Below are 15548 nucleotides of genomic sequence, written 5' to 3'. Positions count from 1 at the left end.
TGTCGCGGTGCGCCTGGTCAGCCGATGGTGAGGTTGCCGCCGGAGGCGGTCAGGGTGCTCTCCCGGGTCGACGCGCCGGTCCAGTCCGACGAGAAGAGCAACCGGTCACCGTCCCAGACGGTGATGCCGACCCCGTCGCGCCGGCCCGGCTCGCCCCGGTCGGTGGCGGTCACCCGCATGGTCAGCCCGGTGGCCACCGGGACCGGGTTCTGTGCGGTGGAGATGTCGTACAGGGTGACCTGGTAGCGCAGGTCGGCGACCGCTTCACCGGCCACCGCGACACCGAACGACTCCAGCGCGGTGCTCTGGAACTTGTACCGCTTGCCGCCCGACTTGTAGCCGACCTTCGCGCTGCCGACCAGCTTCTTGCCGTTGTTGATCCGGCCGTCCAGGGTCACCTCGATGCGCCGGTCGTCGTCGAGCGGATAACCACCGGCGGTGGCCCCGCCCTTCAGGTAGCCCGAGCCGGCGACCGTCCGGCCGTACCCGCCGGCCACCGTGACGGTGGCCGTCACGCTGCCGGTGTACGCCCCCGACACCGTGGCGGTGACCGGGTGCGCGCCGTGCGGCAGCACGGCACGGCAACTGGCCGAGCCGTCGTCCGCCGCCGCGCCGAACGGCGTCGCGACCGCCGTGCAGAGGGTCTCGTCGCCCTCGGTGAAGGTCACCGTCGCGTTGCGGACGTCACCGCCGCCACCGAGGACGGTGGCCCGCAGCAGCACGCCTGTCGTGTCGGCGTCGTCCACCGGGGCGGCCAGGGCGTCACCGGTGTAGGTGACGGTGGCCGCGCGGACCCGGGTGATGGTGAGGTCGGCGTCGCTGAGGTCGAAGAAGACGTTGCCGACCGCCTCGATCTTCAACCGGCCCCGGGCGGTGTCCACGTTCGGCAGGGTCACCGTCGCGGCGCCGGTGTTCGGCACGCTCTCGGCCAGCACGTGCGGGAAGGTCGCCCCGCCGTCGGTGGACAGCGAGATGCGCACCTCGCCCACACTGATCGGGGCGGTGTCCGTGCCGGCCACGTCCCAGGTGACGGGCATGGTGCCGCCGCCCAGGTGGGCCGTCGGCGTCGCCTGCGAGGTGACCAGGAACGGGCCGGCCGCCGGGGCGAGGGTCAACGCCACGTCGGCGCTGCCGATGCCACCGCCGCCCGGGTGGTGGTCCCGGCCGGTGAGCCGGAAGTGCAGGGTCCGGTCGTTGGTCACGCCGACCCAGTCGGCGGTGGGCAGGAACTCCGAGTAGCAGTCCACCGTCGCGGCGGGCACGTTGCTCGCCCCGCCGGTGGCCGGTGGGGCCGGCGCGGCCGGGCAGGCCCCGGTGGCGGCGTTGGTGTTGTTCGCCGCGATCTGGGCCAGGTCGGGGAAGTGCCGGGTCGGATCGGTGGTCACCGCGTTCTCCCCCGGCGAGTGGTACTCCAGGGTGTCGGTGGGGCTGACCGCCGCCGCCTCGCCGAACTGCCGGAACAGCGGCCCGTTGGTCTTGGTGTTGTTGACCAGCGCGGTGCCGGTGCTGCCGCCCCGGTCGTTCTGCTCCCACAGGTAGCTGACGGTGTCCCCGTCGGCGTCGGTGGCGCTACCGGTCAGCGCGAACGGGGTCCGCGCCGGGATGGTGTGCGCCGCCGCCGGCACGGTGACCACGGGGGCCCGGTTGCCGGTCTGCGCGGTCTGGAAACCGTTGTTGCCGGCCGCGCCGCCCCGGGCGGTCTCACCGACGAAGCCGGTCGTCCCGACGGTGTCGGTGAGACCGAGCGACGACACGTCGACCCCGGCCAGCGGGCCCGCACCGAAGGTGACCTGGAAGCCGGTGTCGTTCGGCGCACCGAGCCCGCCGAAGGCCGACACGGTGACGGTGGCACCGGCCGGCCAGCCGGCGATCGCCTCGATGGCCGCCTTGATCCCGGCGGCGGTGTAGTTGCCGCCGCGCACGATCGGCACCGAGGACTGCCCCGCGTAGCTGAGGCTGAACGCGTCGCCGTCGGTGTCGAAGCCGGACAGCGAGACGGTCTGCACCTCGTTGAGCGCCGGCCGGGTGCCGGTGACGAACGTGCTGATCTCGGTGTAGCTGCGCTGCGACCAGTACGGGTCGCTGTGCGGCTGGAGGTTGTCCTGCTGGCAGATGCCCGCGTACGCCATGATCGACGAGCCGCTGCCCGGCTCGTAGGAGTTGGCGGCGCTGCGGTTGCTGCCGGAGCAGTTGTACTGGGTGCCGTTGAAGGTGTGGTTGCCGGCGAACTGGTGGCCGATCTCGTGCGCCACGTAGTCGACGGCGTAGAAGTCACCGACCGGGGTGGGCAGGCCGGTGCAGCCGCGCGCCTTGCCGTCCAGGCCGACCACGCCGAGGCCGGCGACGCCGCCACCGGGCAGGCCCAGGCCGATGTGCCCGACGTCGTAGTTGCCCGCGCCGACGAGCTGGCCGAGCACGATCCGGTTGCGGTTGAGCAGCGAGCTGGTGCACGACGAGATCTGTGTCGGCGTGTAGCAGGCCGCCGCGCCGCACGGCCCGTTCGGCTCGGTGGCCAGGGCGGCGGTGTTCAGGTTGGTCTTGTCGGTGTCGTTGACCAGCACCAACCGGATCGCCGTCTCGTCCTCGTAGATCTGGGTGACCCGGTTGATCAGGGTCACCTTCGCCGCGGTGACGTTCTCCGCACCGAAGAAGGTGGCGTACGACGGGTCGGTGACCAGGGCCAGCCGGTAGGTGCGCAGGGTGACCGGCGGGCCCGCCGGCTCGTCCGCGGCCACCTCCGGCGACAGCGCCCCGGCCGCCGCCGCGACGTCCTCCCGCTCCACCATGGCCGGGTCGGTGTCGACCAGGTCACGGGCGTAGTAGCTGGCGTAGACGCTCTGGTCGCCGTGGTAGTACGGGTCGAGGTACCAGCTGCCGCCGGTCGACCGGACCGAGGCGTGGAAGCCCAGCGGGGTCAGGTCGGCGCGGATGGTCGCCGTCGGGTCGTCCAGGCCCCGACCGACGTACGTGCTGATCTCGGGGTGCCGGGCGGCGAGCCCCGGCTCCATCACCGGCGAGTCGACCAGGGCGAACCGCTGGAAGCCCCCGGTGGGGGTGGGCAGCGCGACGGTCAGCGCCGGCTGCGACCGTCGGGCGTTGCCGGCCCGCTCGGCCGGGGCGTCGGCCAGGGTGCCGGCCAACGCGCCCCGGTCGAGGGTGTAGGCGGCGAACCGCTCGGCGCGGATGTCGGGGGTACGCCCGTCCCGGGCGTTGGCCGACGGCTCGCTCGGCAGCTGCCGCCAGGGGCCGGAGTCGGCCGGCGCGGCGACCGCCGCGGTACCGCCGGTCAGCGGCAGCGCGGTGGCGACCAGCACCGCGGCGCACAGCCCGGCCAGTCGGCGGCGGCCGCGACCAGCGGGATCGGGGGGTGGAACCGTCATCGAGTGGGCCTCACTTCACCAGGTATGGGGAACGGGCCGGATGGCGTGGCGTTCGTGGGCCACGCCGGGCTGTCCCGGGAAGCCCACGCTATGACGGGTCCCCTGTCGACAGACATCATCCGTAAAGTCGACGCGGCGGCGAAGCACGGCGGTGTAAGCGGTCCTCGGTGGAGCCCGGTGCGGTCGGCAGGTGACCAGGGACCGGGTGCGTCGTGGTCGGACGACCGCTGACCATAGCGGGGCGACACCGGCCCGCCGACGCGGGCACGGCCGGGACATTTGTCCTGGCCGGACGGGTATCGCCGGCTCTGCCCCCGGCAGCCCCGGCTGCCTAGCGTGACGGGCATGGATGACACCGCGGTACGCCTGACCGGGCTCACCCGGCGGTTCGGCCCCGTCCGGGCCGTCGACGGGATCGACCTGACCATCGCGTCGGGCAGCACGGTCGCCCTGCTCGGCCCCAACGGCGCCGGCAAGACGACCACCCTCTCGCTCCTGCTCGGCCTCGCCCCACCCGACGCCGGAACGGTGACGCTGTTCGGCCGGTCGCCGGGCGAGGCGGTCCGGGCCGGCCAGGTCGGGGCGATGGTGCAGGACGCCGGTTTCGTCCCCGGTGCCACCGTGCGGGACCTGGTCGCCCTCGCCCGGGGGCTGTATCCGCGGCCGCTGGACACCGCCCGGGTGCTCGCGCTGGCCGGGCTGACCGACCTGGCCGACCGCCGGCTGGACCGGCTCTCCGGCGGCGAGACGCAGCGGGCGCGGTTCGCCTTCGCGTTGGCCGGTGACCCGGACCTGCTGGTCCTGGACGAGCCCGGCGCGGCGCTGGACGTCGCCGCCCGGCAGGCGTTCTGGACGGCGATCCGCCGGTACGCCGCCGACGGTCACACCGTCCTGTTCAGCACCCACCACCTGCACGAGGCCGACGAGCACGCCGACCGGGTGGTGCTGCTGGCCGGCGGGCGGGTGGTGGCCGACGGCCCGCCCGCCGAGATCCGGGCGGTGGCCGGCGGTCGTACGGTGGCCTTCGACCTCGCCGACGGGTCGGTGGCGGGCCTCGACCTGCTGCCCGGCGTCCGGTCGGTGCAGGTCCGGGGCGGTCGGGTGGCGCTCGCCACCGACGACGCCGACGCCACCGTGCTGGCGCTGGCCGCCGACCGGGGTTTCCGGGGCCTGGAGGTCACCGGCGTCGGGCTGGAGGCGGCCTTCCTCACCCTCACCGCCGCAGAAGGGAACCACTGACATGCGCGCCTATCTGCGCTTCGAGCTACGTCGCCTGGCCCGGGAGCCGCGGCTGGCGCTGTTCACCGTGCTGGGGCCGGTCGTCACCTACGTGATCTTCTCGGGCCTGCTTCCGGCGGGCGACCGGCTGGAGGGCGTCACCGCCGCCGCCGCGCTCATGGTCGGCCTGGCCGGCTACGGCGCGATGGCCGGGGTGCTCTCGGTGGGCTCGTCGGTGGCCCAGGAACGCGCGGTGCGCTGGCTGCACCAACTGCGGGTCACCCCGCTGTCCCCCCGCCGGGTGGTCGCGGTGAAGGCCCTGGTCAGCACCGTGAGCGGGGTGCCGTCGCTGGTCGCGGTGGGCATCGCCGGCCGCCTCCAGCACCACGTCGAGCTACCCGCCGGCAGGTGGGCGGCCCTGCTGGTGCTGATGTGGGTGGGCACGGTGCCGTTCGCGCTGCTCGGGCTCGCCATCGGGTACGGCCTCACCCCGCAGCTCGCCCAGCCGGTCAACTTCCTCGCCTTCCTCAGCCTGTCGGTGCTCGGCGGACTGCTGGTGCCGGCGGAGTACTTCCCCGACCTGCTGCGGCACCTGGCGCACACGCTGCCGACGTACCGGTTCGCCGAACTCGGCTGGCGTACGGCGGCCGGCCTGGCCCCCGAACCGACCGGACTGGCGGTGCTCGCCGGCTGGACGGTGGCCTTCGGCGTGCTCGCCGCGGTGGCGTACCGCCGGTCGACCGCGCGTCGCTGAGATCCCGCTACGGTGTCGACCATGTCCGGTGCCACGATCGCGGCTCCCGCCACCGGCCGCCGCCGACGGGGATTGCTGCTGGTGGCGTCGCACACGCTCTGGTTCTGGCTGCTGCTGCCACCGTCCACCGCGATCGCCCACGGGCAGGTACGCCCGACGGCGGTCGCGGCGGCCGGGCTGGTCACCTTCGCGCTGCTCTACCTCGCGCTGGTGGCGGTGCCGGTGGCCGACCTGGTGGTGCCGCCCGTGCTGTTCCACCTCGGCCTGCTGGTGTTCGCGGCGCTCGGGGTGGGCCTCGCGGGCGCGTACGCCGGCGGCCCGGAGGGCTGGCTGATCCTGCTGACGTACGTCGCGACGGCCGGTGCGGTCGGGCTGGTCCGGCCGAGCCGGGGGTTCGCCTGGGTCGGCGGCAGTGCCGCTGCCGTCCTGACGATCGGGCTGGCGCACCGGGTGCCGGTCGGTGACATCGCCGCCTCGGCACTGATCACGGTGCTGGCAGGCGCCATGACCCTGGCGTTCACCCGGACGGCCCGACTGGTGGCGGAGCTGCGCCGCACCCAGCAGGAGCTGGCCCGGACGGCGGTCGAGCAGGAGCGGCTACGGTTCGCCCGGGACCTGCACGATCTGCTCGGCCACACACTGTCACTCGTGGTGGTGAAGGCGGAGGTGGTGCGCCGGCTCGCCCCGGCCGATCCGGCGCGGGCAGCGGCCGAGGCCCGGGACATCGAGCGCATCGGCCGTACCGCGCTCGCCGAGGTGCGCGAGGCGGTCACCGGTTACCGGGACCGGAGCTTCGGTCGGGAACTGGACGGTGCCCGGACCGCCCTCGCCGACGGCGGAATCACCGTCACCGTGCGGCAACCCGGTCGGCCGCTGCCGGTGGAGGCGGACGACGCGTTCGGCTGGGTGCTGCGGGAAGGAGTGACGAACGTGCTGCGGCACAGCCACGCGTCGCGTTGCGAGATCGAGGTGCGCGTCGACGCCGAGGAGTCGGTGCTGACCATCGGCGACGACGGTGTCGGCGGCCGGGTCGAGCCGGGCAACGGCCTGCGGGGTCTCACCGAACGGCTCGCACGGGCGGGCGGGGAGCTGCACGTCACCTCCGTCCGTGGCGGCGGTGTGCGGCTCACCGCCCGGATTCCCACCGGCCCGGACGGGGCGGCGCGCGGATGATCCGGCTGCTGCTCGCCGAGGACCAGGGCATGATGCGCGGCGCACTGGCCCTGCTGCTCAACCTCGAACCCGACATGGAGGTGGTGGCCGAGGCCGGCACCGGCACCGCCGCGTTGGCGGCGGCCCTGCGGGTCCGCCCCGACGTGGCCCTGTTGGACATCGAGATGCCCGCCGGCAGCGGGCTGGACACCGCAGCGGCGTTGCGGCGGCAACTGCCCTCCTGCCGGGTCCTGATCCTCACCACGTTCGGGCGACCCGGCTACCTGCGCCGGGCGATGGAGGCCGGGGCGCGGGGCTTCCTGGTCAAGGACGGACCGGTGGAGGAGTTGGCGGTGGCGGTCCGGCGGGTGCTGGCCGGTGAGCGGGTGATCGATCCGGCGCTGGCGGCGGCGGCCCTGGCGACCGGCCCGAACCCGCTCACCGAACGGGAACGGGAGGTGCTCGTCGCCGCCGTGGACGGTGCCACGGTGGCTGACGTCGCCGCCCGGCTGCACCTGTCGGAGAGCACGGTCCGCAACTACCTGTCGGCTGCGATCGGCAAGACGGGCACCCGCAACCGGATCGAGGCGGCCCACACCGCCCGCGCCAACGGCTGGCTCTGACCGGCCCTGGCCCGGGGTGCCGGGGTCAGCCGGCCGGCCGATCGCCCCGGATGCGGGCGTGCAGGTGCATGTCGTGCCGACCGTCGGCGTGCACGGCGTCGCTGCGTTTGGTGCCCTCCAGCCGGAACCCGGCGCGCAGCGCGGTCCGGCAGGAGGCGACGTTGCGGGTCGAGTGGTCCAGGTGCAGCCGGTGGAAGCCCGCCCCGTCCAGCGCCCAGCCGGCCAGCGCCGTCAACGCCCGGGAGGCCACCCCCGCCCGGCGGGCGGCGGGAAGCACCCAGTACGCGCACCCGGCGACACCGTCGTCGAGATCCATGCCGGTCAGGGCGATGCGGCCGAGCACCTCGACGCCGTCGCGGGTCACCGCCCAACTGGCGCCGGTCTCCCCCGCCCAGGCCCGGCGGTAGCCCTCGAACCACTCCTGGACCTGACTCTCGGAGGCCGGATGACGGGTGTGCCAGTGCCGGATCTCCGGATCCCGGTAGGCGGCCAGGAACACCGGGGCGTCGGACGGCTCCCAGGGACGCAGGAGCAGGCCCCCCGGCGCGGCGAGGGTCGGCTGCGCACCGGCGGCGAGGGCCCCGGCGGGAATCGCCGGTGGCGTCGAGAGAGGGACCCGCACGCCTCATCCTCCCCCGGTGCCGTGGGCCGGTGTCAAACGCCGCCCGTCGACGTCGACGTCGACCCGGGCGAGGCCACGGTGCGCGGCGAGGCGTTGCGCCTGCGCGACGATGCCGTCGTGGACGGCGGCGGACAGCCTGCGCCACGGCTGGACGGCGAGCGTCAGCGTCCGGCCGGCCTTACGGGGCCGCCAGGTGCCGACGATCTCACCGCCGGCCAGGACGGCCCCGGGGCGGCCCAGCACCGGCCACAACTGCTTGGCGTGGGCCGCGTCCGGCACCAGGGTCGCCCGGTCCCGCGCCTGCAGGAACAGGTCGAACGGGCCGAGCAGGCGCACGGCCGTGGTGTCGGCGGCAGCGGCGAGCGCCGGCTCGTCGGCGGCGAGCAGCGAGCGGGCCTCCCCGTCGACCCGTACCTCGACCACGTCCTGCGGCCAGCGGGCCCGCACGTCCCGGACCGGGGCGTCGAGGTAGTCGGCGACCTGCTTGGGGGTGGCCGGGCCGAGCAGCCGCAGGTAGGCGCGGACCAGGTCGAACCGGTCGCCGGGCGGGGCGGCCCGGGTGAATCCGGGGATGCGGTGCAGGACCGGTGGCGAGGTGCCGGGGCGCAGCTCCAGCCCGGCCCGCACGGCCGCCAGCCGGAACGGCATCTCGTAGAGGTGGGTGGCGGCGCAGGGACGGCAGAACCGCAGGTAGGGCTCGGGCAGCAGCTCGGCCAGCCGCCCCGAGACGTCGCCCTTGACCGTCGGGGTGGTGACCACCGCCCGCATCCGCGCCGCCACCTCGTCGAGGGCGGCCAGGTTGCCGATGCCGGCGGCCTTCAGCGGCCGGGCCGCGTCGTAGAGGCGTTTGCCCGCGTCCGCGTCGGAGTACGGCGCGACCGCCCCCGCCACCTCGGCCACGTCGGCGCGACGGTAGAGATGCGGCGCGCCGCGGACGGTCCAGAGCAGGATCAGGTCGTCCGCGACCGGTGCCGTCACCTCGACCCCGCGCAGCGCCAGGGCCCACCGGCCGCCGTCCGGGCCGGTGTCCTGCACCCCGATGTCGAGTACGGCGGTGTCCGCCGGGGTGCCCTCGGCCCGGTCGAGCTGCTGCGCCCCGACCCGGAACTGCATCACCTGACGGCGGTCGATCATCCCACCAGCCTAGGTGCCACCCCCGACAATGCCTGTCAGTCACACCCGGCCTCGAGAGCTTCGGCGCGTCCGTGACGCCCCGCTCGTCGGCGGACACCGGCGGCGATCACGATCCGCACGGCAACTCCACCTCCAGTCTCGTCGGTCCGCCCGCTGGGCTGGTCAGCGTCATCCGGCCGTCGTACGCCCCGACCCGTCGACGGATGCCGGTCAGCCCCGAGCCGCCGCCCTCGTCGGCGTCGCCGTGCCCGTCGTCGGTGACGGTCACCAGCAGCCGGTCCTGCTCGCGACGGACGGTCACGTCGACCCGGCCGGCGCCGCTGTGCCGGACCACGTTGGTCAACGCCTCCGCCACCACGAAGTAGGCGGTGGCCTCCACCGAGACGGCGCAGCGGACCGGCACGTCGACGGTGAGGTGGCAGGGCACCGCGCAGCCGCCGGCCAGGCCGGCCAGGGCACCGGTGAGGCCCCGGTCGTCCAGCACGGGCGGCAGGATGCCCCGCACCACCGTACGCAGCTCACCGAGCGCCTGTTCCGCCGCGTCCTGCGCCTGCCCGAGGATCTCGTCGGCCCGGGCCGGGTCCCGCCGCACCGCCCGGCGGGCCGCCCCCAGCAGCACGCTGACCGCGACCAACCGGTTCTGGGTGCCGTCGTGCAGGGAGCGTTCGATGCGGCGCAGTTCGACCGCGTGGGCGTCCAGCGCCGCGGCCCGGGTGGCGGTCAGCTCGGCGACCCGCAGTGACAGGTCGAAGCCCGGCGGTGGGGGCAGCAGCCACCGGCCCGGCCGGGCCTGCAGGCGGGCCAGCACCGGACCGAACGCGACCGTGGCGGCCAGCCAGCCGAGACCGAGCAGGCCGACCAGCAGCGCGTCGGCCAGCCCCTCGACGCGCCACCAGACGATCCCTGGCGCGCCGGCCCCGGGCGGCAGCAGCCGGTACCACAGCGGGAACGTGAGGTCCTGCACGGCGTAGAGCGGCAGGGCCAGGCCGAGTAGTCCGCCGGTCAGGCCGGTGACCGCGTGCAGCGCGACCCAGCCGAGTTCCCGGCGGACGAACGGGTCACGCACCGCCACCCGCAGCTCGGCCGGCACCGGGCCCGGAGCGGGGATCGTCGCGCCCCAGCGGGACAGCCGGGCCCGCTCCCGGTCGGCCACCGCGCGTACCGCCCGCAGCGCGCCGGGTGCCGCCGGCAGTCCCACCCAGACCAGGCAGGTCGCCGCGACGAACACCGCCCAGAGCAGCGCGGCCAACGCCAGCAGTGCGGTGCCGAGCCCACCGACCAGGTGTTCGAGGGCGTCGACCGAGGCACGGACCCGGTCCCGCAGGTGTGTCATCGGAAGACCTCCCGCGCCAACATAGGCCACCGGACGGCCGGCCCGGCACCGTCGGTGCGGAAAGTAGCGCCTGCTGTACCAGCGCCGGTCGTGCTGGCGGGATCGTGCCCGACCCACCCTCGCGCCTAGCGTCGAACTGGTCGAACACCCGCCACCGAGGAGGCAGCCATGACCGATCCGTACCGTGTCGCCGACGCCCCGGCCGACCCGACGCACCCGGCGACCGACCGGCTCCGCCCGCTGCTGTGGGTGGTGCTGGCCGTCAGCCTCGCCGCCAACGCGGCGCTGACGACCGTGCTGGACAACCAGTGGGCCGGCTCCGCCTGCGGCCTGCTGGCGGTGCTCTGCGCCGGGACGCTGGTCGCCCGGCACCGCCGCGCCCGGTGACCGACGCCCGGGACGCCGGGCCGGGGAGGGGCCACCGGTCGGCCCGCCCCCGGCCGGCGTTCAGCGGCCGTCGGGGGCGGTGCGCAGGGTGAGCAGGTAGCGTGCGGTGAGCGCGACGGCCCGGTCGTCGTCCCCGGTCAGCCCGGCCAGGGCCCGGGACGTCGTGTCCCCCGGGATACCCGCGAGCGCCTGGACCAGCCGGCCGCGCGCCGACGCCCCGGCGTCGCCCCCGGTGAGCAGCTCGATCAGGCGGGCGGCGATCCGGTCCGCCGTGGCGGGATCGGTCGCCAGCACGCTGAGCGCGTCGGCGGCGTCGACGTCGTTCACCTGGGCGACGATCATGTCGATGAGGATCGGCACGGCGGCGGGCTCGCCACGACTGCCCAGCGCCAGCGCCGCGCACCTGCCGACCACGGGGTCCGGATGGCGCAGGGCGTCGCGGAGCAGCGCGGTGGCGTCCCCACCCGGGATCTCGACGACGGCCCGGACGGCACGTTCCCGCACCTCGGCCGCGGGTGCGCCGAGCCCCTCCGCCAGCAGGGGCAGGGCGTCGACGCCCGCGCGGGCCAGCGCCCAGCGCAGCGCCCCGGCGACGTTCGGGTCGGCCTCGTCCAGCGCCGCCGCGACCAGCGCCTCCACCGGCACCGGCACCTCACCGACCGAGGCCAGCGCCGCACGCTGACGCTGGTCCGCGCGCGGTGAGCCCAGGTCCCGCAGGAGCGCGACCACCTGCAGGACGTCCTGCCAGTCGGCGGGCCCGGCGGCGTCGATCCGCCGCAGGCGGGTGAGCAGCTCCCGCTCCGCGGCGATCCGCGCCCGCGTCTGCCGGATGAGGTCGTCGACGAGTTCCGCAGGGGTGAAGGCGGGGTCGTCGAGCGCCCGTCCCACCGCCCGCAGCGGCAACCCCAGCGAGCGCAGGCTCTCGATGTGGAAGATCCGTCGAAGGTCCGCGTCGGAGTAGTCGCGGTAGCCGACGCCGGTACGACCGGTCGGTCGGAGCAGTCCGAGCGACTCGTAGTGCCTGAGCATCCGGACGCTGACGCCGCAGCGCCGTGACACCTCGCCGATCAGCACCGCCTCACCCCGGCCCGCCGGTCCCGCCGAGAGCCACGACGCGCGTCGCCTCCCCGAGGGAGAACTCGAATCCGGCGTCCGGGTCGCGCACCAGCCGCCGCGTGGCGGCGGCGTGGGCGCGTACCCGGGGGTCCGGGTGCGTCCCGGCGGCATGCAGGACCGTCGTGCCGGCCTCGCCGAGGGTGGCCAACGCCCGGCTGAGGCTCAGCCACGTCGCCTGGTCACCCCGCCCGAGCTGGGTGGCCAGCACCTCGGCCAGTCCGGACTCCGCGCCCTCGGGCACCAGGGCGACCGCCGCCCGCCAGGCGCTGCGCGCCACCTCGTCGTCGGGATCGGTCAACAGGGCCCGGGTGACCGCCGGCCAGGCCCGCCGGTCCCCGATCTTGGACAGCGTGTGCAACGCCTGGCTGCGGGCCTGTGCCCGGGTCGACCCCAGGGCGGCGACGAGCCGGGGCACCGTCGCCTCCGGCGGGTGACGGGTGAGCGCCCAGGTCAGCATCTCGCGGACGGAGAAGTCCGGTTCGGTCGCGCAGCGGGCGACGAGCGGGTCGACGAACGCCGGGTCGGGGGTGGTGCCGATCGCCAGCGCCGCCCGCAGCCGCACCGACGGGTCCCCACCCGCCAGCCCCCGCAGTGCCCGCGTCATGTCCGCATCCGACCTGGTCATCCGGACCACCTCCCCGACGCAGTGTCGACCCTGACACCGTGTCAGGGTCAACCGGCGGCCCGCCGCGTCCGCCCGACCCGGTGGGGTCACCGGGCGCGCAGGGCGGCAGGTGCACCGAACCGGACCGGCACGCCGGGTGAGTACAGCACGCTGACCGGCGGGCCGGTCGGCGTCGGCAGCCCGGCGGCGGTGACCAGTTCGTCGTCCAGGTGCAGCAGCTCGGCCCGGTGCAACGGCCACTGCGGATGCCAGTTCGGCACGTGCCGGGTGCGCCCGTACGCCCGGGTGTGCAGGCCCCACCGGGCGGTGAGGAAATGCTCCACCGGGGTCGGCCGGCGGATCGGCGCGCCCACCCGGACCACCATCTCGCTGGTCGTCCCGACCGGCCCCGGCCAGCGCCGACGACACCGGTAGCTGCGCAGGTCACCGTCGTGGTCCACCCGCATCGCCGACCACAGGTACGGCAGCCCCAGGGTGAGCCGGGCGACCAGCACCGGGATCAGCCGGGACGCGTCGAGGGAACGGAACACCACGGCCCGCCGACCGGTGGGGTCGACCGAGTAGAGCCGCACGTTGGTCTCCCGGAACGTCCCCAGGTACGGCAGGGCCGGCCCCCTGCCGAAACCGAGGCCGACCATCCGGAAGCCGATCAGTCCGACGTAGGTGGTTCCGTCGAGGGTGTCCGGACGGGTGCCGGCCGGCAGCAGCGGCGCGACGAGTTCCGGGGCGACCGCCCAGTGCAGGAACGTCAGGTCCGCCCACCGCTGGCGCAGCAGCGTACGGCGGAACGTCGGGGCGGGCGCGGGGGCGACGGGCTCGATCGGCACGCACCCATCCTGCTGCGCCGCCGCCAGCCGGTCAGGTGGTCGGCCTGTCGGGCCGCTCCCCCCGGCGGCGGGGGACGCCGGATCCACCCCGTCCAGAAAGAGGGATCCGCCTGTCCAGGAAAAATGGCTTGCCCCGTCGGCGGACGGCACCAGCCGACGCCACGGGCACCTCACCGCACGTCCACCCGCGACAGCCTGGGCGCCGGACCGGTCCGGCGCGTCGATGTCCGACCGGGGAACGGGCGGTCGGGGATGTCGGGTAGTTGACGCGGCGTAGTCGGGTGCCCGCTAGAGGCGGGTGCGGGGTGAGCGGAGTGTGACATCAGCCGACCCGCCACTGCGAGACGAGGTAGTCATGCCCGTCACCCCGACCTATCCCGGCGTGTACATCGAGGAAGTCGCGAGTTCCGTCCGCCCCGTGATCGGCGTGGCGACCGGGGTGACCGCCTTCGTCGGGTACGTGCGGACCGGACCGGAGCACCGTGCCGTCCGGGTCAACACCTTCGGCGAGTTCGAACGCCGGTTCGGCGGGGTCGACCGCGACTCCGAACTCAGCCTGGCCGTGCAACAGTTCTTCCGCAACGGCGGGGCCGCCGCCCTGGTCGTGCGGGTGCCCCGCGCCGACGCCCGGGCCGCCTCGGTGACCCTGCTGGACAAGGTCGGCGCCGGGGCGAAGTCCGCGCTGCTGCTGGACGCGACGAGCACCGGCGCGTGGGGCAGCGGCCTGCTCGTCGACGTCGACCACGACGGCGTCACCGACGCCAAGTCGTTCAACCTCACCGTCACCGACACCGCCACCGGCGACACCGAACGGTTCACCGGACTGTCCGCCGACCCGGCCAGCGCCGCGTACGCGGTGGCCCTGCTCAACGACCCGGACCGGGGTTCGGCGCTGGTCCGGGCGCGCGCCGGGGCCTCCGGGGCGGGCCGGCCGGTGCCCAGCGGCACGGTCGGCACCGCTCTCGGCACCCCCACCGTCGACGCGGCGAAGAACTACCGGCTCACCGTGCAACCCGACCGGCCCACCAAGCCGGACCCGAACGACCCGGCCAAGACCGTGCCGGCGGTCGCCCCGGTGACCGTGACCGTGCTGGACAAGGGCGAGCGGTTGCCGTCCTCCCCCGCCGGGGTGGCCGCGCTGCTGCAACGGAAGGTCAACACCGCGCTGGGCGCCGCCGACGGCGCGGCCGGCCTGCGGGTACGGGTGGTCCCCACCGCCGCCGGCGGGTTGCGCGTCCTCGGTGACGTCGACGCGGTGGTCGCCCCGGCGGCGGTCGACGCGGCCTTCACCGTCGCGGGTGTCTCCCCCTCCGGTGACGTCGCCGACGGCGCTGCCCTGCTGGGCCTGGCCGGGACGACCGCCAACGTCGGCCGGTTCAGCCCGCTGGGCGTCAAGCGGCTCGGTCAGGGCGACCTGGTCACCGGCTCCGACGGCACCACCCTGCCCGGCACCGGCGCGCTGATCGGCAGCGAGGCCGCCTACACCGGCATCTACGCGCTGCTCAAGACCGACCTGTTCAACCTGCTCTGCATCCCCGACGCCACCCGCGCCCGGCACGGCGACCCCGCCGCCATCGACAACGGGCTGGACCCGGAGGCCGTCTGGTCGGCCGCCTACGACCTCTGCGAGCGCCGCCGGGCGGTCCTGCTGGTCGACCCGCCGCCCGGGGTGGACGACCCGGAGCGCGCCCTGGACTGGATCAACCAACTCGGGGTCAAGGGCCCCAACGCGGTGGCCCACTTCCCCCGGCTGCGTATCCCCGACCCGACCGACGGCTTCCAGCCCCGCACCGTCGCCCCCGGCGGCACCCTCGCCGGCCTGTACGCCCGGCAGGACACCGAGCGGGGCGTGTGGAAGGCGCCGGCCGGCACCGAGGCGCAGCTGCGCGGGGTGACCAACCTGGTCTATCCGCTGACCGACGCCGAGAACGGGGTGCTCAACCCGTTGGGGCTCAACTGCCTGCGCACCTTCCCGGTGACCGGCACGGTCAACTGGGGGGCCCGCACCACCGCCGGCGCGGACGCGCTGGCCAGCCAGTGGAAGTACACGCCGGTGCGCCGGCTCGCCCTGTTCATCGAGGAGAGCGTCTACCGGGGCACCCAGTGGGCGGTCTTCGAGCCCAACGACGAACCGCTCTGGTCGCAGCTACGGCTGAACCTGACGTCGTTCATGCAGGACCTGTTCCGCAAGGGCGCGTTCGCCGGGCGGACGCCCCGGGAGGCGTACCTGGTGCGGTGCGACGCGGAGACCACCACCAGCGACGACCGGGACCGCGGCGTGGTCAACGTGGTCGTCGGGTTCGCCCCGCTCAAACCCGCCGAGTTCGTCATCGTGCGGATCCAGCAGCTCGCCGGCCAGAGCCCGTCCTGAGAGGTG

General features: G+C 75.1%; 13 protein-coding genes. 6 read left to right on the top strand and 7 right to left on the bottom strand.

What is annotated here, in order from left to right; genetic code table 11:
- Window positions 1-17: 17 nt before the first annotated feature.
- The gene (locus ACN261_RS24315; protein WP_425852311.1) at window positions 18-3380 is read right to left on the bottom strand and encodes a M12 family metallo-peptidase; all 3363 of its coding nucleotides are present in this window, start codon (window positions 3378-3380) and stop codon (window positions 18-20) included.
- 345 nt (window positions 3381-3725) lie between these two features.
- Here ACN261_RS24315 and ACN261_RS24310 point away from each other — a divergent pair, with 345 nt between their 5' ends.
- The 4 genes from ACN261_RS24310 to ACN261_RS24295 are packed head-to-tail and all read left to right on the top strand — an operon-like array spanning window position 3726 to window position 7127.
- The gene (locus tag ACN261_RS24310) at window positions 3726-4619 is read left to right on the top strand and encodes an ABC transporter ATP-binding protein (RefSeq protein WP_425852309.1); all 894 of its coding nucleotides are present in this window, start codon (window positions 3726-3728) and stop codon (window positions 4617-4619) included.
- 1 nt (window position 4620) lies between these two features.
- Entirely contained in the window at window positions 4621-5352 is a 732-nt protein-coding gene (locus ACN261_RS24305) for an ABC transporter permease (protein ID WP_421481954.1), read from the top strand.
- Window positions 5353-5373: 21 nt separating this feature from the next.
- A complete protein-coding gene (locus tag ACN261_RS24300) occupies window positions 5374-6525 on the top strand; it encodes a sensor histidine kinase (RefSeq protein WP_421481953.1) in 1152 nt (383 codons plus the stop codon).
- The gene (locus tag ACN261_RS24295; protein ID WP_421481952.1) at window positions 6522-7127 is read left to right on the top strand and encodes a response regulator transcription factor; all 606 of its coding nucleotides are present in this window, start codon (window positions 6522-6524) and stop codon (window positions 7125-7127) included. The genes ACN261_RS24300 and ACN261_RS24295 overlap by 4 nt, the downstream gene beginning before the upstream one ends.
- 25 nt (window positions 7128-7152) lie before the next feature.
- Here the strand turns inward: ACN261_RS24295 and ACN261_RS24290 are convergent, their stop codons facing one another.
- From ACN261_RS24290 to ACN261_RS24280, 3 genes are all read right to left on the bottom strand, one after another.
- Window positions 7153-7749 (bottom strand): GNAT family N-acetyltransferase, encoded by a 597-nt coding sequence (locus ACN261_RS24290; protein WP_425852305.1) that lies wholly within the window; start codon window positions 7747-7749, stop codon window positions 7153-7155.
- A 3-nt stretch (window positions 7750-7752) separates the two neighbouring features.
- Window positions 7753-8883 (bottom strand): DNA glycosylase AlkZ-like family protein, encoded by a 1131-nt coding sequence (locus ACN261_RS24285; RefSeq protein WP_425852303.1) that lies wholly within the window; start codon window positions 8881-8883, stop codon window positions 7753-7755.
- Between the two features lie 106 nt (window positions 8884-8989).
- Window positions 8990-10216, bottom strand: a complete 1227-nt coding sequence (locus tag ACN261_RS24280) for a sensor histidine kinase (protein ID WP_425852302.1) — start codon at window positions 10214-10216, stop codon at window positions 8990-8992.
- Between the two features lie 168 nt (window positions 10217-10384).
- Here ACN261_RS24280 and ACN261_RS24275 point away from each other — a divergent pair, with 168 nt between their 5' ends.
- On the top strand, window positions 10385-10603 hold the full coding sequence (locus ACN261_RS24275) for a hypothetical protein (protein ID WP_425852300.1): 219 nt from the start codon (window positions 10385-10387) through the stop codon (window positions 10601-10603).
- Between the two features lie 60 nt (window positions 10604-10663).
- Here the strand turns inward: ACN261_RS24275 and ACN261_RS24270 are convergent, their stop codons facing one another.
- The 3 genes from ACN261_RS24270 to ACN261_RS24260 form a co-directional block, all read right to left on the bottom strand.
- Window positions 10664-11677: a HEAT repeat domain-containing protein gene (locus ACN261_RS24270; protein ID WP_425852297.1), complete on the bottom strand. Its 1014-nt coding sequence runs from the start codon at window positions 11675-11677 to the stop codon at window positions 10664-10666.
- Window positions 11678-11681: 4 nt separating this feature from the next.
- The gene (locus ACN261_RS24265; protein WP_421481946.1) at window positions 11682-12344 is read right to left on the bottom strand and encodes a HEAT repeat domain-containing protein; all 663 of its coding nucleotides are present in this window, start codon (window positions 12342-12344) and stop codon (window positions 11682-11684) included.
- Between the two features lie 86 nt (window positions 12345-12430).
- A complete protein-coding gene (locus tag ACN261_RS24260; RefSeq protein WP_425852294.1) occupies window positions 12431-13171 on the bottom strand; it encodes a YqjF family protein in 741 nt (246 codons plus the stop codon).
- Between the two features lie 355 nt (window positions 13172-13526).
- Between ACN261_RS24260 and ACN261_RS24255 the strand changes: the two genes are divergently transcribed.
- Entirely contained in the window at window positions 13527-15542 is a 2016-nt protein-coding gene (locus ACN261_RS24255) for a phage tail sheath family protein (protein ID WP_421481944.1), read from the top strand.
- The last annotated feature ends 6 nt before the right edge of the window (window positions 15543-15548 follow it).

Origin of the sequence: Micromonospora sp. WMMD723 (assembly GCF_049863385.1) — a bacterium.
Taxonomy (GTDB): domain Bacteria; phylum Actinomycetota; class Actinomycetes; order Mycobacteriales; family Micromonosporaceae; genus Micromonospora; species Micromonospora wenchangensis.
Note: the sequence above shows the minus strand (reverse complement) of the source record. Positions and strands in the feature narration are given on the sequence as shown.

What these genes read in the sequence shown, in the direction of transcription:
- ACN261_RS24275 (WP_425852300.1), top strand. Translation starts at nt 10,385, where the DNA reads ATGACCGATCCGTACCGTGTCGCCGACGCCCCGGCCGACCCGACGCAC.
- ACN261_RS24295 (WP_421481952.1), top strand. Translation starts at nt 6,522, where the DNA reads ATGATCCGGCTGCTGCTCGCCGAGGACCAGGGCATGATGCGCGGCGCA.
- ACN261_RS24255 (WP_421481944.1), top strand. Translation starts at nt 13,527, where the DNA reads ATGCCCGTCACCCCGACCTATCCCGGCGTGTACATCGAGGAAGTCGCG.
- ACN261_RS24305 (WP_421481954.1), top strand. Translation starts at nt 4,621, where the DNA reads ATGCGCGCCTATCTGCGCTTCGAGCTACGTCGCCTGGCCCGGGAGCCG.
- ACN261_RS24315 (WP_425852311.1), bottom strand. Translation starts at nt 3,380, where the DNA reads ATGACGGTTCCACCCCCCGATCCCGCTGGTCGCGGCCGCCGCCGACTG.
- ACN261_RS24280 (WP_425852302.1), bottom strand. Translation starts at nt 10,216, where the DNA reads ATGACACACCTGCGGGACCGGGTCCGTGCCTCGGTCGACGCCCTCGAA.
- ACN261_RS24285 (WP_425852303.1), bottom strand. Translation starts at nt 8,883, where the DNA reads ATGATCGACCGCCGTCAGGTGATGCAGTTCCGGGTCGGGGCGCAGCAG.
- ACN261_RS24265 (WP_421481946.1), bottom strand. Translation starts at nt 12,344, where the DNA reads ATGACCAGGTCGGATGCGGACATGACGCGGGCACTGCGGGGGCTGGCG.
- ACN261_RS24310 (WP_425852309.1), top strand. Translation starts at nt 3,726, where the DNA reads ATGGATGACACCGCGGTACGCCTGACCGGGCTCACCCGGCGGTTCGGC.
- ACN261_RS24300 (WP_421481953.1), top strand. Translation starts at nt 5,374, where the DNA reads ATGTCCGGTGCCACGATCGCGGCTCCCGCCACCGGCCGCCGCCGACGG.